The organism is Geodermatophilus sp. SYSU D00758, from assembly GCF_054049955.1.
Genome location: NZ_JBJGYK010000051.1, coordinates 1 through 22,110, shown reverse-complemented (window position 1 = coordinate 22,110; position 22,110 = coordinate 1). Strand labels below are relative to the sequence as shown.

18 protein-coding genes are annotated in these 22,110 nt (G+C 76.4%); 9 read left to right on the top strand and 9 right to left on the bottom strand.

Annotated elements, in window-relative coordinates; all coding sequences use genetic code 11:
* Window positions 1-29: 29 nt before the first annotated feature.
* Together ACI8AC_RS22595 and ACI8AC_RS22590 are read right to left on the bottom strand one after the other, a co-directional pair.
* On the bottom strand, window positions 30-1,214 hold the full coding sequence (locus ACI8AC_RS22595; RefSeq protein ID WP_456900096.1) for an AAA family ATPase: 1,185 nt from the start codon (window positions 1,212-1,214) through the stop codon (window positions 30-32).
* A 54-nt stretch (window positions 1,215-1,268) separates the two neighbouring features.
* Window positions 1,269-1,868, bottom strand: coding sequence for a TetR/AcrR family transcriptional regulator (locus ACI8AC_RS22590; RefSeq protein ID WP_456900095.1), 600 nt, complete (start codon window positions 1,866-1,868; stop codon window positions 1,269-1,271).
* Between the two features lie 74 nt (window positions 1,869-1,942).
* Here ACI8AC_RS22590 and ACI8AC_RS22585 point away from each other — a divergent pair, with 74 nt between their 5' ends.
* The 5 genes from ACI8AC_RS22585 to ACI8AC_RS22565 all read left to right on the top strand — a co-directional run bounded on the left by ACI8AC_RS22585 (window position 1,943) and on the right by ACI8AC_RS22565 (window position 9,457).
* Window positions 1,943-2,659 carry a GAP family protein gene (locus tag ACI8AC_RS22585; RefSeq protein WP_456900094.1) on the top strand — a complete coding sequence of 239 codons (717 nt, stop codon included), beginning with the start codon at window positions 1,943-1,945 and terminating at the stop codon, window positions 2,657-2,659.
* Between the two features lie 171 nt (window positions 2,660-2,830).
* On the top strand, window positions 2,831-3,235 hold the full coding sequence (locus ACI8AC_RS22580) for a nuclear transport factor 2 family protein (protein WP_456900093.1): 405 nt from the start codon (window positions 2,831-2,833) through the stop codon (window positions 3,233-3,235).
* A 72-nt stretch (window positions 3,236-3,307) separates the two neighbouring features.
* A complete protein-coding gene (locus ACI8AC_RS22575) occupies window positions 3,308-3,676 on the top strand; it encodes a phage holin family protein (RefSeq protein WP_456900092.1) in 369 nt (122 codons plus the stop codon).
* A 345-nt stretch (window positions 3,677-4,021) separates the two neighbouring features.
* The gene (locus ACI8AC_RS22570; RefSeq protein WP_456900091.1) at window positions 4,022-8,998 is read left to right on the top strand and encodes an NAD-glutamate dehydrogenase; all 4,977 of its coding nucleotides are present in this window, start codon (window positions 4,022-4,024) and stop codon (window positions 8,996-8,998) included.
* A gap of 213 nt (window positions 8,999-9,211) precedes the next feature.
* Window positions 9,212-9,457: a glutaredoxin family protein gene (locus ACI8AC_RS22565; RefSeq protein WP_456900090.1), complete on the top strand. Its 246-nt coding sequence runs from the start codon at window positions 9,212-9,214 to the stop codon at window positions 9,455-9,457.
* Between the two features lie 59 nt (window positions 9,458-9,516).
* Here ACI8AC_RS22565 and ACI8AC_RS22560 read toward each other — a convergent pair whose 3' ends face one another.
* From ACI8AC_RS22560 to ACI8AC_RS22540, 5 genes are all read right to left on the bottom strand, one after another.
* Window positions 9,517-10,935, bottom strand: coding sequence for an amidase (locus ACI8AC_RS22560; RefSeq protein ID WP_456900089.1), 1,419 nt, complete (start codon window positions 10,933-10,935; stop codon window positions 9,517-9,519).
* Window positions 10,936-11,121: 186 nt separating this feature from the next.
* Window positions 11,122-13,728: a SpoIIE family protein phosphatase gene (locus ACI8AC_RS22555; RefSeq protein WP_456900088.1), complete on the bottom strand. Its 2,607-nt coding sequence runs from the start codon at window positions 13,726-13,728 to the stop codon at window positions 11,122-11,124.
* 169 nt (window positions 13,729-13,897) lie between these two features.
* On the bottom strand, window positions 13,898-14,644 hold the full coding sequence (gene yaaA, locus ACI8AC_RS22550) for a peroxide stress protein YaaA (RefSeq protein ID WP_456900087.1): 747 nt from the start codon (window positions 14,642-14,644) through the stop codon (window positions 13,898-13,900).
* A gap of 115 nt (window positions 14,645-14,759) precedes the next feature.
* Window positions 14,760-15,854, bottom strand: a complete 1,095-nt coding sequence (locus ACI8AC_RS22545) for a spore photoproduct lyase family protein (RefSeq protein ID WP_456900086.1) — start codon at window positions 15,852-15,854, stop codon at window positions 14,760-14,762.
* Window positions 15,855-15,893: 39 nt separating this feature from the next.
* A complete protein-coding gene (locus ACI8AC_RS22540) occupies window positions 15,894-16,685 on the bottom strand; it encodes an exodeoxyribonuclease III (RefSeq protein WP_456900085.1) in 792 nt (263 codons plus the stop codon).
* A 145-nt stretch (window positions 16,686-16,830) separates the two neighbouring features.
* On the opposite strand from ACI8AC_RS22540, the gene ACI8AC_RS22535 reads away from it, so the two are divergent.
* On the top strand, window positions 16,831-18,369 hold the full coding sequence (locus ACI8AC_RS22535; protein ID WP_456900084.1) for an LCP family protein: 1,539 nt from the start codon (window positions 16,831-16,833) through the stop codon (window positions 18,367-18,369).
* A gap of 38 nt (window positions 18,370-18,407) precedes the next feature.
* Here ACI8AC_RS22535 and ACI8AC_RS22530 read toward each other — a convergent pair whose 3' ends face one another.
* Both ACI8AC_RS22530 and ACI8AC_RS22525 read right to left on the bottom strand, forming a co-directional pair.
* Complete coding sequence (locus tag ACI8AC_RS22530; protein ID WP_456900083.1) at window positions 18,408-20,006, bottom strand: ABC transporter permease; 1,599 nt, start codon at window positions 20,004-20,006, stop codon at window positions 18,408-18,410.
* Entirely contained in the window at window positions 20,003-20,941 is a 939-nt protein-coding gene (locus ACI8AC_RS22525) for an ABC transporter ATP-binding protein (protein WP_456900082.1), read from the bottom strand. The genes ACI8AC_RS22530 and ACI8AC_RS22525 overlap by 4 nt, the downstream gene beginning before the upstream one ends.
* Window positions 20,942-21,036: 95 nt before the next feature.
* On the opposite strand from ACI8AC_RS22525, the gene ACI8AC_RS22520 reads away from it, so the two are divergent.
* From ACI8AC_RS22520 to ACI8AC_RS22510, 3 genes are all read left to right on the top strand, one after another.
* Window positions 21,037-21,552, top strand: a complete 516-nt coding sequence (locus ACI8AC_RS22520) for a GbsR/MarR family transcriptional regulator (RefSeq protein WP_456900081.1) — start codon at window positions 21,037-21,039, stop codon at window positions 21,550-21,552.
* A gap of 31 nt (window positions 21,553-21,583) precedes the next feature.
* Window positions 21,584-21,790: a hypothetical protein gene (locus ACI8AC_RS22515; protein WP_456900080.1), complete on the top strand. Its 207-nt coding sequence runs from the start codon at window positions 21,584-21,586 to the stop codon at window positions 21,788-21,790.
* Window positions 21,791-21,870: 80 nt separating this feature from the next.
* Window positions 21,871-22,071, top strand: coding sequence for a hypothetical protein (locus tag ACI8AC_RS22510; RefSeq protein WP_117380060.1), 201 nt, complete (start codon window positions 21,871-21,873; stop codon window positions 22,069-22,071).
* The last annotated feature ends 39 nt before the right edge of the window (window positions 22,072-22,110 follow it).

Genomic DNA, 22,110 nt, shown 5'->3' with positions numbered 1-22,110 from the left:
CGAGGCGCGGCGGGAAGGGCGGTCCTTCCTCAGTCCGGGTGGGAGAGCAGGTACCGGCCGAAGTGCGGGACGGTGAAGGCGATCTGCCCCCGTTCGGCGGAGAAGACCAGGCCCTTCTTGATCAGCGAGTCCCGGGCGGGGGAGAGCGAGGCCGGCTTGCGGCCCAGGGCGGCGGCGACCTCCGAGGTGGGCACGGCCGCCCCCGCCGGGCCGCCGAGCTCGGCCATCGCGTGCATGTACTCGCGCTCGGCCGGGGTGGCGCGGTCGTAGCGGGACCCGAAGAAGCCGACCGCGAGCTCGGCCTCCGCGACCGGCGCGGCGACGCGGACGTCGTCGGCGGTGATGGGCGAGGCCGCCGCGACGTCCCAGGTGACCTTGCCGTAGGCCTGCACGAAGTACGGGTAGCCGTCCGCGGCGGCGTAGAGGGCGTCGAGCGCCGCCGGCTCGAAGGTGACCTCCTCCCGCTCGGCCGGGGCGAGGAGGGCCCGGTCGGCGGCCGCGCGGTCGAGCCGGTCGATGCGCACGTAGCGGAAGAGCCGCTCGGAGTAGCTCTTCGACGCCGACAGCACGGCGGGCAGGTGGGGGAGGCCCGCACCGACCACGATCAACGGCGCCCCCTGCTGGGAGAGCTCGTGGCAGGCCGCGCAGATCGCCGAGACGTCGTCGGCCTGCACGTCCTGCATCTCGTCGATGAACAGCGCCACCCCCTTGCCGACGTCGGCGGCCAGCCCCGCGGCGTCGCTGAGCAGCTCCACCAGGTCGATCTCCATGTCGCCGGAGTCGGCCCGGCCGCCGGAGGCGGGGACGTCGATCCCCGGCTGCCACCGGTCGCGGACCTTGGCGTCGGCCGACTGGCGGAGCGCGAACGCCTTGAGGACCCCGAGGACGGCGTCCATCGACTCCTGGTCGGGGTGGCGCAGCTCCCGCAGCGCCATGTGCAGCGCCGAGGACACCGGCCGCCGCAGCGACTGGTCGGGACGCGCCTCGATCTTGCCGGTGCCCCACCCGCGGCCGATCGCGGCGGAGCGCAGCTGGTTGAGCAGCACGGTCTTGCCGACGCCGCGCAGCCCGGTGAGCACCAGGGAGCGCTCGGGCCGGCCGTGCGCGATGCGCTCCAGCACGACGTCGAAGGCCGACAGCTCGGCGTCCCGGCCGGCGAGCTCCGGGGGGCGCTGGCCGGCGCCGGGGGCGTACGGGTTCCGGACGGGGTCCACGTCGAGCACCGTATGGCCTCGTCTAGTCGCAGCGCTAGATCGTCGTAGAGCCGCTCAGATGCGGGGGCGCAGGTCGTCGAGGTGCGCGGTCAGCACCTGGCGCACCCGGGCGGGCGGCAGGGCCGACGGCCGGGTGAGGGCGTGCACGGCCAGCCCGTCGAGCAGCGCGTACAGCCGCTCGGTCTCCAGCGCGGGGTCCAGCTCGGCGCGCAGCCGGCCCGCCCCGGCCAGCGCGCGGAGGGCGGCGCCGCAGAGCAGCTGCAGGCCCTCCGCCGACCGGTCCCGCAGCTCGGCGAGGTCGGGGTCGACCAGGGCGCGCGCGGTCAGGGCCAGCCAGACCTCCGCCTCGGCCCGACGCTCGCCGTCCAGCGGCAGGGCCTCCTCGAGCAGCCGCACGACCCGGCCCTCCAGCGGGCCCGCCTCGGCGAGCACCGCCTCGATCCGGGCGCGGGCGCGCTCCAGGACCAGCGTCATCGCGAACCGGAGCAGCTCGTCCTGGGTGGCGAACCAGTGCCGCAGGGCACCCATCGACGTCCCGGCCTCCCGGGCGACGGCGCGCACGGAGGCGCCGGGCACGCCGTCCCTGCGGATGACCCGCCACACGGCCTCGGCGAGCTCGCGGCGCCGCTGCTCGGCGTCGACCACCCTCGGCACGCCCCTTGTTGTAGCACGGCTGTGCTAGTTTGCCCGTTGTAGCACACCTGTGCTGCAACGATGGGGGAGGTGTCGTGGGGCCCGAGCTGCTGCTCTCGCTGGCCGCACTCGCGCTCGTCGACAGCACCAGCGTCGGCACGCTGGTGCTGCCGCTGTGGCTGATGCTGGCGCCCGGGCGCGTGCGGGTGGGCCGGGTCCTGCTGTTCCTGGGGGCCGTGGCCGGCTCCTACCTGGTGCTGGGCGCGGTGCTGGCCCTCGCCGGGGCGCAGGTGCTGGACCCGCTGTCCGGCGCGCTCGACAGCACCGCCGGACGGGTCGTGCAGCTGGCCGCCGGTGTGGTGCTGGTCGTCCTCGGGCTGACCGTCGAGCCGTGGACCCGGGAGGGCAAGGAGCGCACGCGCGCGGCGCGCGCGGCCCGGGGGCCCGGCCGGCTCGGCCGGTTGCGGGAGCGGGCACGGGGGGACGGGTCGCCCGGCGCGGTGGTCACCCTCGCGGTCGGTGCGGTGGGCCTCGAGGCCGCCTCGATGGTCCCCTACCTGGCCGCCCTCGCCCTGCTGGCCGCGGCCGACCCGGGAGCCGGCCCCACCGTCGCCGTCCTGGTCGGGTACTGCCTGGTCATGGTGCTGCCCGCGCTGGTGCTGCTGGCCGTGCGGACGGCGCTGGCCGACCGGCTCACCCCGGTGCTGGCCCGGCTCGAGGCCTGGCTGTCGCGCACCTCCGGCGAGGTGCTGTCCTGGGCCGCGTTCCTCGTCGGCCTCTACCTGGTCGCCGGCGCCTTCCCGCTGACCTGACGGCCGGCGGCGGGTCACCGTCGAGGCACAGGAAGCTCCTCCCGCGTCGACGGCCGCGGACGTGGGGAGAGCTTCCCATGCCGGGTCTGTCAGGCGTCGACCCGGCCGACCCGGTCGGCCGGCGGCGGGATCCTGTTGACCGGCGGCGGGGTCCTGGCCACGCTCACCGGGGTGACCGACCTCCTCGACCTCCTGCTCGGCCTCGAACGCCGCGGGTGGGACTCGCTCTGCGACGGCACGGCGGCCGACCTCTACGGCGAGCTGATGACCGAGGACGCGCTGTTCGTGCTGGCCGACGGGTCGGTCATGGACCGGTCCACGGTCGTCGCGGCCCTGAGCGGCTCGCCGGCCTGGCGGTCCTACGCGATCGAGGACCCCCGGCTGGTCGCGCTCGGGCCCGACGCCGCCGCGCTCGTCTACACCGGCCGGGCGTCTCGCGGGGAGGGGGAACCGGAGTTCGTCGGCGCGATGAGCAGCAGCTACGTCCGCACGGGGGACCGCTGGCGGCTCGCGCTCTACACGCAGACCCCCGTCCCCTCGGCCGAGCCGTCGCGAGGGTCGTCCGGGGTCGTCTAGCAGTGACGCTAGAGGCCCGTAGAGCACCCGACACGGCCCGAGCGGTGATCGGCCGCCGCTAGCGTGGGCCGCGTGCTGCGCTTCGCCATCAAGGTCCTGCTCATGGCCGGCGTCTTCTGGCTGGTCGCCTACCTGCTCGACGGCATCGAGGTGCTGCCCAACCCGGACGGGCCGCTGGGTGAGTTCGGCACCTGGCTGTGGATCGCGCTGATCTTCGCCGTGGTCAACGCCATCGTGGGGCCGGTGCTGCGGCTGCTGTCGCTGCCGTTCGTCGTCCTCACCCTCGGGCTGTTCCTGCTGGTGGTGAACGCGGCGCTGCTCGGCCTCACCGCGGCGATCACCGACCGGCTCCAGGTCGACGGGTTCGGCTCGGCGGTCATCGGCGGGCTGCTGCTGGCCATCGGCGGCTGGTTCGCCGACCAGCTCGTCGAGAAGGTCTGAGCACCGCCGCCGGAGGAACTCGCCGCCGGCCGCGTCCGGGCCCCGTCCCGAGGCTCGCCGCGGTCCTGCTGCGGTGAGGGGGACGTGGCCCCCTGCAGGGACCCGCCGCGCGCGTGCGAGCGGTGGGGGGCAGGGCAGTCCCGAGGCTCGCCGCGGTCCTGCTGCGGTGAGGGGGACGTGGCCCCCTGCAGGGACCCGCCGCGCGCGTGCGAGCGGTGGGGGGCAGGGCAGTCCCGAGGCTCGCCGCGGTCCTGCTGCGGTGAGGGGGACGTGGCCCCCTGCAGGGACCCGCCGCGCGCGTGCGAGCGGTGGGGGGCAGGGGGTCCTTCTACTAGCGTCGCCGTCATGGCCAGCACCACCGGCACGGCCCCGGCGACCCCGGGTCCGGCCTCCGCGGACGGCGGCACCCCCGTACCGTCCGGCACCGACATCGCCGCCTTCGAGGCGGCCCGCGCCGAGAAGCACCGGCTGCTGCAGGAGGCGGCGGAGGCCGCCGTGGACCGGGCGGACACGCTGCCGGCCGGGTGCGCCCCGGCCGACCTCCCGGCCCTGCTGCAGCGCTACTACTGGAGCGAGCCGGCCGCCGAGGTGGTCGACCAGGACCCGGCCGACCTCGCCGCCCTGGCCCTCGAGCACCTGACGCTGGCCGGGGTCCGGCCGCAGGGCTCGGCCACCGTCGCCGTCCGCACGCTGGCCGCCCGTGAGGGGAACCGCGCCCGTGCGCTGGTGCTCTCGGTGACCGACGACATGCCGTTCCTCGTCGACTCGGTCACCGCCGAGGTGGTCCGCCAGGGCTTCCGGCTGCAGCACGTCGTCCACCCCGTCGTGGTGGTCCGCCGGGACGTGTCCGGCCGGATCCTCGCGTTCTGCGACAGCGCCGACCCGGCCGGCTGCGGCTCCGACGCGCTGGCCGAGTCCTGGATGGCCGTCGTCCTCGACGGCCCGCTGGACGAGGAGGCGGCCGACGACCTGGTCGGCGGGCTGCGCACGGTGCTGGCCGACGTGCGGGCGGTCGACGAGGACGCCGGCCGCATGCGTGCCCGGGCCCTGGAGCTCGCCGACCAGCTGGACGCCACCGCCGACCCCGACGCCGACCCCGCCGCGGACCCCGCCGCCGACCCGGCCGAGGCCGCGGCGCTGCTGCGCTGGCTGACCGACGGCAACTTCGTCTTCCTCGGCGCCCGCGACACCGAGCTGGTCACCAGCCGGGGTCGGACGACGGCCCGCGCCGTGCCCGGCAGCGGTCTCGGGGTGCTCCGCTCCGACACCGACTTCAGCGGCGGGGGGCGGACCCCGCCCGAGGCCCTCGGCCGGCCCGACCCCGCGCTGCTCGCGGTGACCAAGGCCGACGTCCGCTCGACGGTGCACCGGCGGGCCTGGCTCGACCTGGTGACGGTGACCCTCCCGGCGTCCGACGGCGGCCCCGCCCGCCAGCACCGGCTGGCCGGGCTGTTCCCGACCGCGGCCTACGCCCACGGCGTCCGCGACGTGCCGGTGGTGCGCCGCCGGGTGGCCGAGGTGGTCGAGCGGTCGGGCGTGCCGGCCGACAGCCACACCGGCAAGGAGCTCTTCGACGTCCTGGAGACCTACCCGCGCGACGAGCTCTTCCAGGTCGGCACCGACGAGCTGCTGCCGGTAGCGCTGTCGGTGCTGCACCTGCAGGAGCGCCGGCAGACGCGGCTGTTCCTGCGCCGCGACCCGGGCGGCCGGTTCTGGTCGGCACTGGTCTACCTGCCCCGCGACCGCTACACGACCGAGGTCCGCCTCGGGATGCAGCAGCTGCTGCTCGAGCGGCTGGGCGGCACGAGCATCGAGTACACCGCCCGGATCACCGAGTCGGTGCTGGCCCGGCTGCACTTCGTCGTGCGCCCGCCGGTGACCCGGCGCCGGCGCACGGCGCTGCCCGACGTCGACGGGGCGGCGTTGCAGGCGGAGCTCGCCGCGGTCGCCCGCAGCTGGACCGACGACCTCGCCGCCGCGCTGGTCGCCCGCTACGGCGCGGACGCCGAGCGCCGCCTGGCCCGCGTCGCCGACGCCTTCCCGGCCTCGTACCAGGGCGACTTCCCGGCCACCACCGCCGTCGAGGACCTCGAGCGGCTCGATGCGCTGGCCCCGGGCGAGGTGGGCCTCGCGCTGCGCCGCCCGGCCGGCGCGGCGGAGTCCGAGCCGCGGCTGGTGGTCTACCGGGTGGGGGAGCGGCTGCTGCTCTCCGATGTGCTGCCGATGCTGCAGCACATGGGCGTCGACGTCATCGACGAGCGCCCCTACGAGATCGACCGGATCGGCGCCCCGCTGGCCTGGGTCTACGACTTCGGCCTGACCGCACCCGCCGCGGAGCTGCCGTTCCCCGGCTCGCTGCCCGAGCGGTTCACCGACGCGCTGTCGGCCGTCTGGCGCGGGGACGCCGAGGACGACGGGCTCGGCGCGCTGGTGCTGCTGGCCGGGCTCAACTGGCGCCAGGTCTCCGTCGTCCGGGCCTACGTGCAGTGGCTGCGCCAGGCCGGGCTGCCCTTCGGGCAGGGCTACGTCGAGACCACCCTGGCCGCCCACCCGGACGTGGTGGCCCGGCTGGTCGCGCTGTTCGAGACGCGGTTCCGGCCCGGCCGCGACGCCGGCCGGGCCGCCCGCACCGAGGAGCTGGTGGCCTCGCTGCGGGAGGCGATCGGCGCGGTGGAGTCGCTGGACGCCGACCGCGTGCTCACGGCCCTGCTGGCCGCGGTCACCGCCACCATGCGCACCACCTACTACGTCGACCAGGCGCCGGGGCGCGGCCGGGCGACGCCGCTGGCGCTCAAGCTGCACCCGGCGACCGTGCCGGACCTGCCGGAGCCGCGGCCGGCCCGGGAGGTCTGGGTCAGCTCACCGCGGGTCACCGGCGTGCACCTGCGGTTCGGCGCCGTCGCCCGCGGCGGCCTGCGCTGGTCCGACCGGCACGAGGACCTGCGCACCGAGGTCCTCGGCCTGGTCAAGGCGCAGATGGTCAAGAACACGGTCATCGTGCCCACCGGGGCCAAGGGCGGCTTCGTCGTCCGGCGTCCCCCGGCCGACCCCTCCCGCGACGCCCAGCTCGCCGAGGGGCAGGCCTGCTACAAGCTGTTCATCGGGGCCCTGCTCGCGCTGACCGACAACCGGGTCGGGGGGCGGGTCGTGCCGCCGGAGCGGGTGGTCCGGCACGACGAGGACGACAGCTACCTCGTCGTCGCCGCGGACAAGGGGACGGCGACCTTCTCCGACCTGGCCAACGAGGTGGCCCTGGAGCGCGGGTTCTGGTTGGGCGACGCGTTCGCCTCCGGGGGCTCGGTCGGCTACGACCACAAGGCCATGGGCATCACCGCCCGCGGCGCCTGGGAGTCGGTCACCCGCCACTTCCGCGAGCTCGGGATCGACGTGCAGTCGCAGGACGTCACGGTCGTCGGCATCGGCGACATGTCCGGGGACGTGTTCGGCAACGGCATGCTGCTGTCGGAGCACATCCGGCTGGTGGCCGCCTTCGACCACCGGCACGTCTTCGTCGACCCCACCCCCGACGCCGCCACCTCCTTCGCCGAGCGCCGCCGGCTGTTCGGGCTGCCGCGGTCCTCGTGGGCCGACTACGACCCCGCGCTGATCAGCGCCGGCGGCGGGGTGTGGCCGCGCACGGCGAAGGCGATCCCGGTCAGCGAGCCGATGCGGGCGGCGCTGCGGTTGCCCGAGGACGTCGACGCCGTGTCGCCGGTGGAGCTGGTCCGGGCGGTGCTGCTCGCCCCGGTCGACCTGCTGTTCAACGGCGGCATCGGCACCTACGTCAAGGCCTCGACCGAGAGCCACGGCGACGTGGGCGACAAGGCCAACGACGCCGTCCGCGTCGACGGCCGGGACCTGCGGGTCCGCGTGGTGGGGGAGGGCGGCAACCTCGGCCTGACCCAGCGCGGCCGGGTCGAGTACGCGCTGGCCGGCGGGCGGGTGAACACCGACGCGATCGACAACTCCGCCGGGGTGGACACCTCCGACCACGAGGTGAACATCAAGATCGCGCTGGATCGGGAGGTCGAGGCCGGGGAGCTGGACGCCGAGGCCCGCGTCGAGCTGCTGGCCGCCATGACCGGCGACGTGGCCGCCGCCGTCCTCACCGACAACCACGCGCAGAACGCGACGCTGGCCGCCGAGGTGGCCCACGCGCGCAGCCTGCTCGACGCGCACGAGCGGTTCATCCGGGCGCTCGAGCGCTCCGGCCGGCTGACCCGCAGCGTGGAGGCGCTGCCCGACGACCGGGCGCTGGCCGAGCGGCGCCGGGACGGCCAGGCCCTGACCAGCCCGGAGCTGTCGGTGCTGCTGGCCTACGCCAAGCTGGAGACCGGCGACGCCGTCCTCGGCAGCGACCTGCCCGACGACCCGGCGCTGGCCCACCTGCTCGTGGGCTACTTCCCCGAGGCGCTGCGCGAGCGGTTCCCCGCCGCGGTCACCGGCCACCCGCTGCGCCGGGAGATCGTGGCCACCGCGCTGACCAACCGGGCGGTGAACGTCGCCGGCGTCACCGGCCTGTTCCGGCTGGCCGAGGAGACCGGCGTGCCGCTGGCGGCCGTCGTCCGCGCGCACGCGGTGGCCCGCGCGGTGGTCGAGGCCGACCGGCTGTGGGACACCGCCCGCGCGCTGGACAACCGGGTCGCCGCCGCCGTGCAGGTCGAGCTGCGCACCGAGGCGACCCGCGTGGCCGAGCGGGTGACCCGCTGGCTGCTGCGGCTGCCCGCGCTGGCCGCCGGGCGGGCCGGGATCGGTGAGGTCACCGACCGCTTCGCCCCCGCGGTGGCGGCGGTGCGCCGGGGGCTGCCCGGCTGGCTGCTGGGCGCGGAGGCCGCCGCCTACGCCGAGCGCGCGGCCCGGTTGCAGCAGGCCGGCGTGCCGGGGGCCCTGGCCGCGGAGGTGGCCGCCGCCCCGCTGCTGCCGGTGGCGCTCGACCTCGCCGTGGTGGCGGAGCGGACCGGCGCGCCGATCGACCTGGCCGGCCGGGTGCTGCAGGTCCTGGGGGAGCGGCTGGCGCTGGTCCCGCTGCGGGAGCTCGTCCTCGGCCTGCCCCGGGACCGCCGCTGGAACTCGATGGCCCGGGCCGCGCTGCGCGACGACCTGGCCGCCGAGCAGGCCGTGCTCACCGCCGAGGTGCTGGAGGACCGCCGTCACGACGACGAGCCGGCCCTGCAGCTGGTCGCGCGCTGGGCCGAGGGGTGGGACGCCACCCAGCGGCGGGCCGCGGCGCAGCTGGTCGACATCGCGGCCGGGGACCGCCAGGAGCTCGCCGAGCTGCTGGTCGCCGTCCGGACGCTGCGCGGCCTGCGCCGCTCGGCGTGACCCGCCTGGCGCGGCGATGATCAGCTGACCTGGTCGTCGCCGGTCCTGGCTCACCACCGGTGCCGAGCCAGGACCGGTGGCGGTGAGCCCGGACAGGCGACGGTGAGCCCGGACGGCCGGCGGTGAGCCGGGAAGGCCGCTCGGCAGGTGTCCGCCGCGGTCTACCCTGATCGCCGGACGGCCCGGTGCAGGGGTCGAGAGGGAGGGTCTGCCATGGCCGACGTCCCTGTCGTCTTCCACACGCCCGGCTGCCCCTTCTCCACGAAGCTGCGCGTGCAGATGCGGCTGGCGCGCCTCCCGCACCGCTCCGTGCGCTTCCGGGACGACGAGGACGGCGCCGCGGCCGTCCGCGCCCGGCACCCGGAGGGCTGGGAGCTCTCGCCGACCGTGGTGGTCGGCGACCGCTACCTGTTCAACCCCTCGCTGCGGGAGGTGCGGGCGGCGCTGGCCGGCCGGTGACCCCCGTCGAGGTCCGTCTCGGCTTCTCTAGCGCATACGCAAGAAACTGGTAGACGGCTTCAGAGGGGCGGACGCCGCTCGCCGAAGCGCGTCGCCTGCTCGATGGCGTGCCCGACCTCCAGGACCCGCCGGTCCGCCCGCGGTTCCGCGATGACCTGCAGCCCCACCGGGAGCCCGCCGGGGGTGAACCCGCCCGGCACCGACAGCGCCGGGCAGCCGGTGGCCGAGATCAGCGTGCAGGAGCGCATCCACTCCAGGTAGTCGTCCATCGGGACCCCGGCGATCTCCGTGGGGTACTCCTGCTCGACCGGGAACGGCAGCACCTGGGTGGTCGGGGCCAGCAGGACGTCGTAGCGGTCGAAGAACGCGACCACCTGCTCGTACAGGCGGGTGTGCGCGGCCTCGGCGCGGGCGAGGTCGGCACCGGTCAGCCGCGCACCCATCGCCGCGTTCCACCGGATCGACTCCTTCACCCGGTCCGGGTGCTGCCGGATCAGCTCGGAGAACGAGGCGTCGAACAGCCAGGCCCGCAGCGTGCCGAAGACGTCGTCGGCGCCGGTCAGGTCGGGGCAGTCGGCCTCCACGGTCGCGCCCAGCTCCTCGACCACCCGCACGGTGCCCGCCAGGACGTCGGTGACCGCGGGGTCGACCGCCACCCGGCCGCCCAGGTCCGGTGCCCACGCCACCCGCAGCCCGTCGAGCCGCTCCGGCAGGGGAGCGGCGAACCCGGCACCGTCGTCGTCGAGCGAGATCGGCACCCGGCGGTCGGGCCCGGCGAGCACGGAGAGGACCAGCGCGACGTCGGCCACCGTCCGGCCCATCGGCCCCTGGACCGACAGCTGCGACCAGGCGAGGGGCGCCGGCCAGGTCGGCACCCGGCCCGGCGTGGGCCGCAGCCCCACGACGTTGCAGAAGGCGGCCGGGTTGCGCAGCGACCCGCCCATGTCGCTGCCCTCGGCGACGGGGACCAGGCCCGCCGCGAGGGCCGCCGCCGCCCCGCCGCTCGAGCCGCCCGCCGACAGCCCGTGCCGGTAGGGGTTGTGCGTCGCGCCGAAGAGCGTGTTGAACGTGTGCGAGCCGGCCGCGAACTCCGGCACGTTCGTCTTGCCCAGCCGCACCGCGCCGGCCGCGCGCAGCCGGGCGACGACCAGCTCGTCCTCGGCCGGGACCGTCCCGGCGTGCAGCGGCGAGCCCCAGGTGGTGCGCATGCCGCCGGTCGCGTGGGTGTCCTTGTGGGCGACCGGGAGCCCGTGCAGCGGGCCGATCTCCTCGCCGGCGGCCAGCGCGGCGTCGGCGGCGTCGGCGGCCGCGCGGGCCCCCTCGGCGTCGACCGTCACGAGGGCGTTGACCCGCGGGTCCAGCCGGTCGATGCGGTCCAGGCAGGCGTCGGTCAGCTCCCGGGCGGAGAGCCGGCGGTCGGCGATCAACGCGGCCAGCTCGGTCGCCGGGCGGAGGCAGAGGTCGTCGGCGGAGGTCACCCGGGAAGGCTGCCACACCACCGGTCGGCACCCTGCCCCCAGGAACCCCGGCTGCCGGGTGCCGTCCCCCGCCTCCCCGGCGGTGATCACGGGGATCGGGCAGCGGGACACGCCGGCGCCGGCGTGTCGGGACGCCGGATGCCCATGATCACCGCGGCGGCGCCGGCGACCGCGGGTGGGCACCGGCTACGGGCCGGCGGGGTCCTCCGGGACGACGTCCGGCACGTCGCGGGGACCGGCCTCCAGCGGCCGGGGGCGGTCCTGGGGGTGCAGCCGGACGGCGACCAGGGCGACGTCGTCCTCGGGGCGGCCGTCGACCAGCCGGTCGATCACCCGGTCCAGCACCTCGCCCAGCGGCAGCCCGGCGAACTCGGCGAGGGCGTCGCGCAGCCGCAGCATGCCGGCGTCGAGGTCGGCGTCCCGGCGCTCGACCAGGCCGTCGGTGAACAGCAGGACGGTGGAACCGCGGTCGAGCGTCACCACGGACTCCGACCGGCGGACCTCGGCGTCCACCCCGAGCAGCAGGTCGCCCCGCCAGGAGGCCAGCTCGGCCACGGTGCCGTCGGGGTTGACCACCAGCGGCGGCAGGTGCCCGGCGTTGGCCCAGCGCATCCGCGTGATGCCGCGCTGCCGCTCCTCGTCGGTCTGCTCGAAGCGGGCCACCGCGGCGGTGGCCAGCACCCGGGTCTGCAGCACCGCCATGGAGGCGTCCAGCCCGCGCAGCACCTCGGCCGGCGGCGCGTCGCTGTACGTCGCGATGCCCCGCAGCAGGCCGCGCAGCTGCCCCATCGCGGCCGCGGCCTCGGTGTCGTGCCCGACCACGTCGCCGATGACCAGCATCGTCGCACCGGAGGGCTGGAGGAACGCGTCGTACCAGTCACCGCCGACCCGGGCGGCCTCGGCGGCCGGCAGGTAGCGGACGGCGATCTCCGCGTGGTCGGGCTCCGGCGGCCGGGTGAGCAGGCTGCGCTGCAGCCCCTCGGCGAGCTGGCGCTGCTGGGCGTACAGCCGGGCGTTGTCCAGCGCCAGCCCCGCGCGGTCGGCGACGTCCCGCGCGGTGGCGAGGTCCTCGGCCGACGCCGTCTCGCCGGTGCGGAAGAACAGCGTGAGGACGCCGAGGGTCCGGCCCCGCCCGCGCAGGGGGAGCGCGACCGCGGAGCCGGGGGCCAGCGCGGTCAGCAGGGCCCGGGCCTCGCTCTCCCCGAGCAGGTCGGCGACCTCGGAGGCGTCGGCGTGCACCGGCTCGCCGGTGACCAGGGCGCGGGCCACGGGGGAGGTCGCCGGCATCGCGTCCAGCCGGACCGCGGCGTACCGCTCGACCAGCGGCCGGGCGGCCGGGTCGGCGTGCCAGTGGCCGACGTCGCGGGGGCGGCCGTCGGGGTCGACGACGGTGACGATGCACCAGTCGGCCAGCGCGGGGACGACCAGCCGGGGCAGGTGCCCGGTCGCCGTCCGCGCGTCGAGGGTGCCGGCCAGCTCCGCGCTGACCTGGGCCAGCAGGGCCAGCCGCTGGGCGGAGCGCTCCGCCCGGTCGCGGATCCGGCGGCGCTCGGTGACCTCCAGGAAGTACACCGACAGGCCCTCGGGGCTCGGCCAGGCCCGCACCTCGTACCAGCCGTCCAGGGGGGCGGGGTAGTAGGCGTCGAAGGCGACCGGCTCCCCGGACTCCGTGGCCGCCCGGAAGTGCCGCTCGAACGGCCCGTCCAGGGCCGACGGGAACGACTCCCAGAGGTCCCGGCCGAGGAGCTCCTCGCGGCTGCGCTGCAGCAGCCGCTCGCCCTCGGCGTTGACGTGGGTGAACCGCCACTCCCGGTCCAGCGAGTAGAAGCCGGCGGGCATCGACTCGAGCACCCGGGCCACCCGGGCCTCGACGTCGCGCTCCTCGGTGGTGTCGAAGGCGGCGCCGATGAGCCGCACCGCGCGCCCGGAGGCGCCGGCGAGCGCCCGCCCCCGGGCCCGCACCCACCGCACCGCGCCGTCGGGGCGCACCACCCGGTACTGGGCCTCGAAGTCGCCGACGGCCTCGATCGAGCTCTGCAGCGCCTCGCCGACCCGCTCGACGTCGTCGGGGTGCAGGCGCGCGTTGAAGGCGGCGATCGTCCCGCCGAAGTCGGCCGGGGTGTAGCCGAAGATCGCCAGCAGCGGCTCGTCCCAGGTGAGCTCGCCGGTGCGCAGGTCCCAGTCGAAGGTGCCGACGCCGGCGGCGTCCATCGCGAGGGTCGACCGCACGTGCTGCCGCTCGTACTCGGCGGTCAGCGCGGCGTACTCGAGCTCGGTGAGCACCGAGGCGGCCAGTTGCCGCAGCGTGGCGACGTCGGTGTCCGACCAGTCGCGCGGCGCGGCGCTGAACACGCACAGCACGCCGACGATGTGCCCGTCGCCGTCGGCCAGCGGGACGCCGAGGTAGGACCGGACCGCGCCGGAGGCCACGGGGGGCAGGCCGGCGACCCGGTCGTCGGCCCGGGCGTCGGGGATGGCGAGCGGCCGGCCCCCGGCCGCGGTGACCGTGCACAGCGACTCCTCGAGCGCGGTGCCCTCGAGCCCCTCCTCCACCGCGAGGCCGGTGACCCCGGCGACGGTCTGCACCTCGTCCAGGAGGGAGATCTGCCCGGCCTCGGCGGCGAGCAGACGGGTCGCCAGCTCCACGAGCCGGTCGAGCGCGCCGCTGCCGCCCTCGGGCAGCCGCAGCCGGCGGGCGGCACGGGTTCGCGCGCGGTCGTCGCGGAGCGCCTCCGCCGCGCGGACGGCGTCGAGCGGGCGCGCCTCACCGACGCCGGACGGGGTGTGCTGCACGTGAGCCCTTCTCGCCCGGCGGCATCCACCGGGGCCTCGTGACGCGGACCGCGTGGTTGGGGTCCCGCGCGTCGCGTCAGTTATGCCATGCCGCAGGGGTCGGGGACAAGCAGACCTGACGGAGGTCACTGTCCCAGGGACGCTCCGTGAGCGTCGTCCCGACCCGGGGTCAGGGCGCCGGGACGACGAGCGTGAGCCCGTCGCCGCCGTCGTGTTCCACGTGCAACCCGGCCCGGCGCAGCAGTGCGCGGACCCGGACGGCGTCCCCCGGCTCGGCGGTGGTCGTCGCCAGCAGCCGGGCGACCCGGCCCTTGTGCGCCTTGTTCGCGTGGCTCACCACCGCCCGGCTGCCGTCGGGCCGCTCGCTGACGACGTCGACGGTCACCGCTCCCGGGACCGGGGCCAGCGCGGCGTAGGAGCCGCTGCGCAGGTCGACCACGAGCTCGTCCAGGCCGCACAGGACCGGGCCGAGCGCCGGCCGCCACACCGCCCGCAGCGTCGGCCGGCCGGGCAGGGCCGAGCCCGCCGAGAGCCGGTAGGCCGGGATCCGGTCGTCCCCGCGCAGCAGCCCGAACAGGGCGGAGCCGACGGCCAGCCGCCGGTCCGCCCGGGTCCGCTGCGCGCGGGTCAGGGAGCGCACGCCCAGGGCGTCGTAGAGGACGCCGGTGTAGCGCTCCAGGGCCGGCAGGGTGGGGCCGGTGAAGAGGGCCCCGTTGCGGGCCGCCTCGTCGTCCTGGCGCGGGGAGAGGCCGAGCGCGGCCCGGGCGGCCGGCGGGTCGGCGGCCAGCCCCACGAGGGCGCCGGCCAGGTCCGTGCGCACCGGCGTGAGCTCCGGGTGCGACAGCCCGGCGAGGTCGAGCGGGGCACCGTCCCCGCCGGGGGCCTTGGTCTCCGACGGCGGCAGGAGGACGAGCACGAGGCGCCAGGCTACGTGCCGACCGGCCGGTGCCCCGGACCCCGTCCTGGCCCCGTCCGGAGGCTCATCCCGGGCTCGCGAGGGGTGAGGGGGACGGGGTCCTCCGAGGGGTCCTTCAGGTCCAGTACAGGAGGCGGGCCATCGGCAGCCGGTCGGCCAGCGCGTCCTCGAACCAGCCGCGCAGCTCGACCATCGTCCCCCGCGGGTAGACGTGCTTGACCGAGCCGTACCGGCCCCGCTTGGTGGTGCGGCGGGACTCGTCCATCTCCAGCCGGGTACGCGGGTACCAGTCCAGCAGCGTCTCCTTGCTGCCGGGCGTGAACCGGTGGGTGATGCACTCGACGGTGAGGTCCGCCCCCGGCGGCAGCGCGGCCGCGACGTCGTCCAGCAGCTCGCCGTAGGCCTCCCGCCAGCCCTCGACCGGCATGATCGGCGCGACGGTGAGGCCGACCGGGTAGCCGGCGGCCGCCACCGCGGCCATGGCCGCGAGCCGGGCGGGCACGGGCGCGGTCGCACCCTCGAACCGGCGGGCCACCGGGGCGGCGTTGACCGAGAACCGGAGCCGGGTGCGCCCGCCGTGGGGGAGGCCGAGCAGGCCGGTGACGTCGTCGAACTTGGTCGTGGCCCGCAGCTGCACCGGGCCGGGCCAGTCGTGGGTGCCGAAGTGCTCCACCATCCGCGCGAGGCCGCCGGTGAGGTGCTCGAGGGCGAGGGGATCGGTGTAGCAGGAGGCCTCGAACGTCGTCCCCTCGTCCCCGCGGGCGCTGGTGCCGGAGGTGACCCCGCCGCGCCCCACGTACCCGTCGAGCCCGTCGAGGACCTCGTCGAGGTCGGCGAACACCCGGGTCACCGGCGGGCCGGACAGCGAGCCGGCGAGGTAGCAGTACTGGCAGTGGGCCGGGCAGCCCTCGGCGAGGTCGAGCCGGAAGTCGGCCGACGGCGGGATCGGCTGCAGCCGGCGCTTGGAGGGCGGGGGGACGACGAGGGCCAGGGTGTCCTTGGCCCGCATGAACGCCGCCCGGTCCCCGTCGCCGCGCAGGGAGGGCAGCCGGTCGCCGCGCAGCAGCTCGACGTCGGAGACCCCCGCGGCCTCGAGCCGGGCCAGCACGCGCCGCCCGTGCGGGCGCTCGGCGGCCGAGCGGGTGACGAGGACGCGCGCGGGCGTCCACAGGCGGGTAGGCGGGGGAGCGGTGGCGGCGACTGCGGTCATCACCGGGGAGAACGCGCCGCCGGGGAGCGGACTGCCGGATCAGCCGGTGAGCTCGACCACCACGGGCGCGTGGTCGCTGGCGCCCTTGCCCTTGCGCTCCTCGCGGTCGATCAGCGCGCCCGTCACCCGGCCGGCCAGGGCGGGGGAGCCCAGCACGAAGTCGATCCGCATGCCCTCGCGGCGGGGGAAGCGCAGCTGGGTGTAGTCCCAGTAGGTGTAGACCCCCGGCCCCGGGGCGTGCGGGCGGACGACGTCGGCGTACCCGGCGTCCACCACGGCGCGGAAGGCCGCCCGCTCCGGCTCGGAGACGTGCGTGGAGGTGGCGAACACCCGCATGTCCCACACGTCCTCGTCCTGCGGGGCGATGTTCCAGTCGCCGACCAGCGCGATCGGGGCGTCGGCATCCTCGGCCAGCCACCCGGCCGCCGTCGTCCGCAGCGCCTCGAGCCACCGCAGCTTGTACCCGTAGTGCGGGTCGGTGAGCGTCCGCCCGTTGGGCACGTAGAGGCTCCACACCCGCACGCCCCCGCACGTGGCGCCGAGGGCGCGGGCCTCGGAGACCGGCTCCTCGCCCCAGCCGGGCTGGCCCGGGAAGCCGACCTGCACGTCCCCGAGACCCACCCGGGAGAGCACGGCGACGCCGTTCCACTGCGAGTGGCCGACGTGCGCGACCTGGTAGCCGAGGTCGGTGAACCGGGACTCCGGGAACTGGTCGTCGCGGCACTTCGTCTCCTGCAGGGCCAGGACGTCGACGTCCCGGCGCTGCAGCCACGCGGCCACGCGGTCGACGCGGGTGCGGATCGAGTTCACGTTCCAGGTCGCCAGTCGCACGCCTCCCGACCTTACGGACGCCCGGGGTGCGTGCGACCTCCCCCGCGTCCGGGTAGGGACGTGCAGGTAGGAGGCCCGCGCCCGCGCTCGGCACGGCCGCCGGGTGGGACAGTGAGCGGATGACCGGGAGAGGCAGGGGCTGCGGGTGAGCGAGCACGGGGACGACGGGGGCAGCACCGATGCCGGCTCCCGGCGGCGCGGCTTCGGCGCCGCGCTCGGGCTGACCGTCCTCAACGCGTTCCTGCCGGGCACCGCGTTCCTCGCCGCGGGCCGCCGCGTGCTCGGCGGGGTGGTCCTGGCGCTGTTCCTCCTCCTGCTCGGGGCCGTGGCCTGGCTGGCCACCGCCGGTCAGCGCACCGCGGCGCAGATCGCCGTCGACACCACCTCCCTCGGCTGGTTGCTGGGCGGCCTGGTCGCCGTGGCGCTGCTGTGGGTGGTCGTCGTCGTCGCCGGCTACCGGGCGCTGCTGCCGCGCGGTGTCCCGCGGCTGCGGCGGGCGCTCGGGGCCGTCGTGGTCGTGGCGCTCGTCGCCGGTGCTGCCGTCCCCGCCGTCCTCGGCGTCCAGGTCGCGCTGGCCCAGCGGGGGCTCATCGACGGCCTCTTCGCCGACCGGGAGTCGGCCACCGTGGACGACCAGGACCCCGACCCCTTCGGGGACCAGGACCGGGTCAACGTGCTGCTGCTCGGCGGCGACGGCGGCGAGGGCCGCGAGGGCGTGCGCACCGACACCGTCATCGTGGCCAGCATCGACACCGAGACCGGTGACACGACGCTGTTCAGCCTGCCGCGCAACCTCCAGGACCTGCCGTTCCCGGCCGACAGCCCGCTGGCCGAGGTCTACCCGGACGGGTTCGAGGGCGCCAACGAGTCCGACAGCCTGCTCAACGCCGTCTACCGGACCGGGCCGGCCTGGTACCCGGACATCCTCGGCCCCACCGACGACCCGGGTGCGGACTTCCTCAAGCTCGGGGTCGGCGAGGCGCTCGGTCTCGACATCGACTACTTCGTGCTGGTCAACCTCGACGGCTTCGCGCGGATGGTCGACGCCCTCGGCGGCATCACGGTGAACGTCAACTACTACGTGCCGATCAACGGCATCGTCGGCGAGGAGCTCCCGGACGACTACATCGAGCCGGGGCCGGACCAGCACATGGACGGCTGGACCGCCCTGCAGTTCGCCCGCGGCCGCTACGGGCTCACCGACTACGACCGGATGGCCCGCCAGCGCTGCGCCATCGCGGCGATCATCGACGCCGCCGACCCGGTCACCCTGCTGCGGCGCTACCAGGAGCTGGCGGCCACCACGCAGGACATCGTGAGCACCGACATCCCCCGCACGGCGCTCGACGACTTCGTCGACCTCGGGTTCCTGGTGAAGGACGCCACCGTGCGCAGCGTCGTCTTCGACACCAGCCTGATCGACCCCGCCTACCCGGACTACGACCGCATCCGCCAGATCGTGGACGACGCGCTGAACTCCCCGCCGGCGGACGACGCACCCGCCCCGCCCACCGAGCCCGCTCCCGAGCCCACCACCGCGGCACCGCCGTCCGGGCAGTCGCCGCCGCCGGCCCCGGAGGACGGGGGCGCACCGATCACCGAGGTCGGGGACGCCTGCGCCTACGACCCGGCGCAGGCGCAGGCGGCCCGGGAGGCCGGCGAGCCGCCGACCCGGGGCGGCTGAAGGACCCCTCCCCGCACGCGCCCCTGGAGGGGGCGCTGTCAGCCGGTCGCGAGGTCCCGGCGGCGGAACCCGGCCAGGCCCGCGGCCAGCAGCCCGGCGGCGACGGCGGTGAGGACGGCCAGCGGCGCCGGCCGCCAGTCCTCGACCGGCACCAGCGGCGTCCAGGCCAGCGGGGAGGCGTCGTCGACCCATCCCGGCCAGTCGAAGGACTCCGCGAACATCGTCATCACCGCCACGTAGCCCACGACCGTCCACGCCACCGCCGCGGCCGCCCGCGGCAGCAGCCCGAACAGGGCCAGGGCCACGCCGGCCACGACCCACACCGCCGGCAGGTAGGCCGCGGTCGCTGCGAGCAGCCGGCCGAGCTGCCCGGCGTCGCCGGTCGCGACGGCGCGGACGGCGCCGGTCGCGGCCCCCGAGAGCAGCAGCACCAGCCCGGAGCCCAGCAGCGCGACGGCCGCCTGCGCGCCCAGCCAGGCGGGGCGGCTCACCGCGGCCGCCAGCACCGGCTCGGCCCGTCCGGCGGACTCCTCGGTGCGGGCGCGCAGCACCGCCGAGACCGCGGCGGCCGCGGCCAGCAGCGCGGTGATCGCCAGGGTGGTGGCCAGGTAGGCGTCGACCAGGCTCTCGGCGTCGGGCAGGAACGCCCGGGCGTCGGGGTTGTCCGCGAACAGGGTCTCCACCGACTCGGCCAGCCCGCCGTAGACGACCCCGAGCAGGGTCAGGCCCACGGCCCAGCCGGCGAGCCAGCCGCGCTGGAGCCGGAACGCCAGGCCGAGGGGGGAGAGCAGCGACCGCGGCGCCGCGGCGGCACCGGGCCGCGGTGGCACCAGGCCGGCCCCGAGGTCGCGGCGGTCCAGCAGCGCGACCGCGAGCACCAGGAGGACGGCGGCCACCCCCAGGCACAGCAGCAGCGGTGCCCACCGGTCGTCGGAGTACGGGTGCGTGGCCTGGGCCCAGCCGATCGGCGAGGTCCACACCAGCCAGCTGCCGTTGATGTCGCCGACGGCCCGCAGCACGAACGCGACGGCGAGCAGCGCCCCGACCGCCCCGTAGGTGGCCCGCACCGACCCGGTGACCTGGGCGACGACCGCCGTGGCGCCGGTGGTGACCAGGCCGGCCGCGCCCACCGCAGCGCCCAGCAGGAAGGACCCCCCGGCCGGCAGCCCGGTGGCGGTGGCGGCCACGCCCACGGCCAGGGCGATCGCGACGCACGCGGCCGCGGAGGTCAGGACGGCGGCCAGCAGCGGCGCGTGCCGGCCGACCCGCGTGGCGCGGACCAGCTCGGTGCGCCCGGCCTCCTCGTCGCCCCGGGTGTGCCGCCCGGTCGTGAACAGGGCCATCAGCGCGGCCACGAGGATGACGAAGGCGGAGATCTCGAACGCCACCGCACCGGCCACGGTGTCCAGGCCCACCGGGGGCCCGGCCAGCGCGATGGTCGCCGCGTTGCTCCCCACCGAGGCCTCGTACGCGGCGAGGTCCTGCGGGGTGTCGTACAGCGCCTGGCTGGAGACCGACTGGGTCGCCACGAGCAGGGCGCCGGCGGCGATCCAGATCGGGAGCCGGAGGCGGTCGCGGCGCAGCGCGAGCCGCAGCAGCGGGCCCGCGCCGGCCAGCTCCGGGCGGACCGCGCTCACGACCGCACCGCCCCGACCGGCGTGGCACCGCTCGTGGCGCCGTCCTCGGCCGGCTGGTCGCCGTAGTGGCGGAGGAACAGCTCCTCCAGGGTCGGCGGCGCGCTGGTGAGGGCACGGATGCCGAAGCCGCCCAGGTGCCGGACCACGGGGTCGAGCGCGTCGCTGTCGACGTCGAGGTGCACCCGGCCGTCCTCGGTGGTCAGGCCGTGGACACCGTCGAGCCCGTCCAGGCCGGTGACCGGGCGGGCGGTCTCCACGGTCATCGACGTCCGCGTCAGGTGGCGCAGCTCGGCCAGCGTGCCGCTCTGCACCGTCCGGCCGTGCCGGATGATGCTGACCCGGTCGCACAGGGCCTCGGCCTCGGCCAGGATGTGGCTGGAGAGCAGCACCGTGCGGCCCTCGGCCCGCAGCCGGCGCACCTCCTCCTGGAAGACCGCCTCCATGAGCGGGTCGAGGCCCGAGGTGGGCTCGTCCAGCACGTAGAGCTCGACGTCCGAGGCCAGCGCCGCGACCAGCGCGACCTTCTGCCGGTTGCCCTTGGAGTAGGTGCGGGCCCGCTTGCGGGGGTCGAGGTCGAACCGGTCGAGCAGCTCGGCCCGGCGGGCCGGGTCGAGCCCGCCCTGCAGGCGGCCGAGCAGGTCGATCGCTTCCCCGCCGGTGAGCTGCGGCCACAGGGTCACGTCACCCGGGACGTAGGCCAGCCGGCGGTGCAGCGCGACCGCGTCGCGCCAGGGGTCCCCCCCGAGCAGCTGCACCCGGCCGGCGTCCGCGCGCAGCAGCCCGAGCAGGACGCGGATGGTCGTGGACTTCCCCGAGCCGTTGGGGCCGAGGAAGCCGTGCACCTCGCCGGAGGCCACCTCCAGGTCGAGGCCGTCGAGGGCCCGGGTGGCGCCGAAGGCCTTGACGAGGCCGGACACCGAGATCGCGGTGGTCATGCGTCGCAACGTACACAAGCTTCACGAGTTCGTGAAGTGTATTAAAGGCCCGAGCTCTCGGTTACCGTGGAGGCCACCGACGAACGGGGAGGCGCATGGCGACCGATGGGGACGAGGGCGACCGGATGACCCTGCTGCGCTTCGTCGAGCGCTTCGCACTGGTCCTCCGCGAGGCCGGCATGGCGCCCATGCCGGCGCGGGTGCTGGCGTACGCCCTCGCCGACGACTCGGACCGGTACACCGCCGGGGACCTCGCACGCGGCCTGGACGTCAGCCCCGCGGCGATCAGCGGGGCGGTGCGCCAGCTGGTGCAGGTCGGCCTGCTGGTCCGCGAGCGCGAGCCGGGCACCCGCAGCGACCTGTACGTCCTCGACGACCGCGACCTGTGGTCCCGGTTCATGGGCGCCGAGCTCGCCACGCTGCAGCGGTTCGAGGACGCCGTGGCCGGTGGCGTCGAGCTGCTGGGGCTCGACCGCCCGGGCGGCCGCCGGCTGGCCGAGACCCGCGACTTCATGGCCTTCCTGCAGGCCGCGATGGCCGACGCCGTCCGCCGGTGGCCGGCCGAGCGCGACCGGCTGGCCGCCGAGCGGGCGGCCGGGATCACCGCCTGACGCCGGCCTCCGCGGCTCCTACTGTCGGGGCATGACGTCTCGTGGACCGGCCGGCCGCACCGAGGGCCGGGAACGACTGGTGGCCCTCCTGCTGGGCGGGGTGGCCGCGGTGCTGCTGCTCTCCTCGCCCACCTGGTTCGCCGCCGGGTCGGTCGTCGTCGGGCTGGTGCAGCTCCTCCTGGGCGCGGTCCTCGTCGGGGTGGCGCTGTTCCTGTACCGGCGGCCGGGGCGGCGCTGAGCCGGGCCGCCCGGTTTGCCGGAGGCCGTGACCCGGATCACGCTGGACCGGTCGTGCACCACCGGAGGAGGAGGTCGGGCGTGAAGCTGGACAAGAAGGAACTGCTCAAGGTGCTGCGCACCGAGGGCGACAACGACACCGCCGACCGGGTCGACAGCGGCCTGCCGGACGAGATCGACACCGACCGGGACGGCGACGCGCTGGCGGCCGCGGGGCTGGACCGCACCCAGCTGATGGCCAAGCTGGCCGGCGGCGGGTTCGGCTCGACGCTGTCGGCGTGACGCCGGCGGGGTGGGTCGGCCGGGGGACGCCCGGCCGAC

Coding starts and splice junctions, on each gene's coding strand:
- ACI8AC_RS22570 (WP_456900091.1), top strand. CDS start 4,022: ATGGCCAGCACCACCGGCACGGCCCCGGCGACCCCGGGTCCGGCCTCC.
- ACI8AC_RS22565 (WP_456900090.1), top strand. CDS start 9,212: ATGGCCGACGTCCCTGTCGTCTTCCACACGCCCGGCTGCCCCTTCTCC.
- ACI8AC_RS22545 (WP_456900086.1), bottom strand. CDS start 15,854: ATGACCGCAGTCGCCGCCACCGCTCCCCCGCCTACCCGCCTGTGGACG.
- ACI8AC_RS22525 (WP_456900082.1), bottom strand. CDS start 20,941: ATGACCACCGCGATCTCGGTGTCCGGCCTCGTCAAGGCCTTCGGCGCC.
- ACI8AC_RS22520 (WP_456900081.1), top strand. CDS start 21,037: ATGGCGACCGATGGGGACGAGGGCGACCGGATGACCCTGCTGCGCTTC.
- ACI8AC_RS22515 (WP_456900080.1), top strand. CDS start 21,584: ATGACGTCTCGTGGACCGGCCGGCCGCACCGAGGGCCGGGAACGACTG.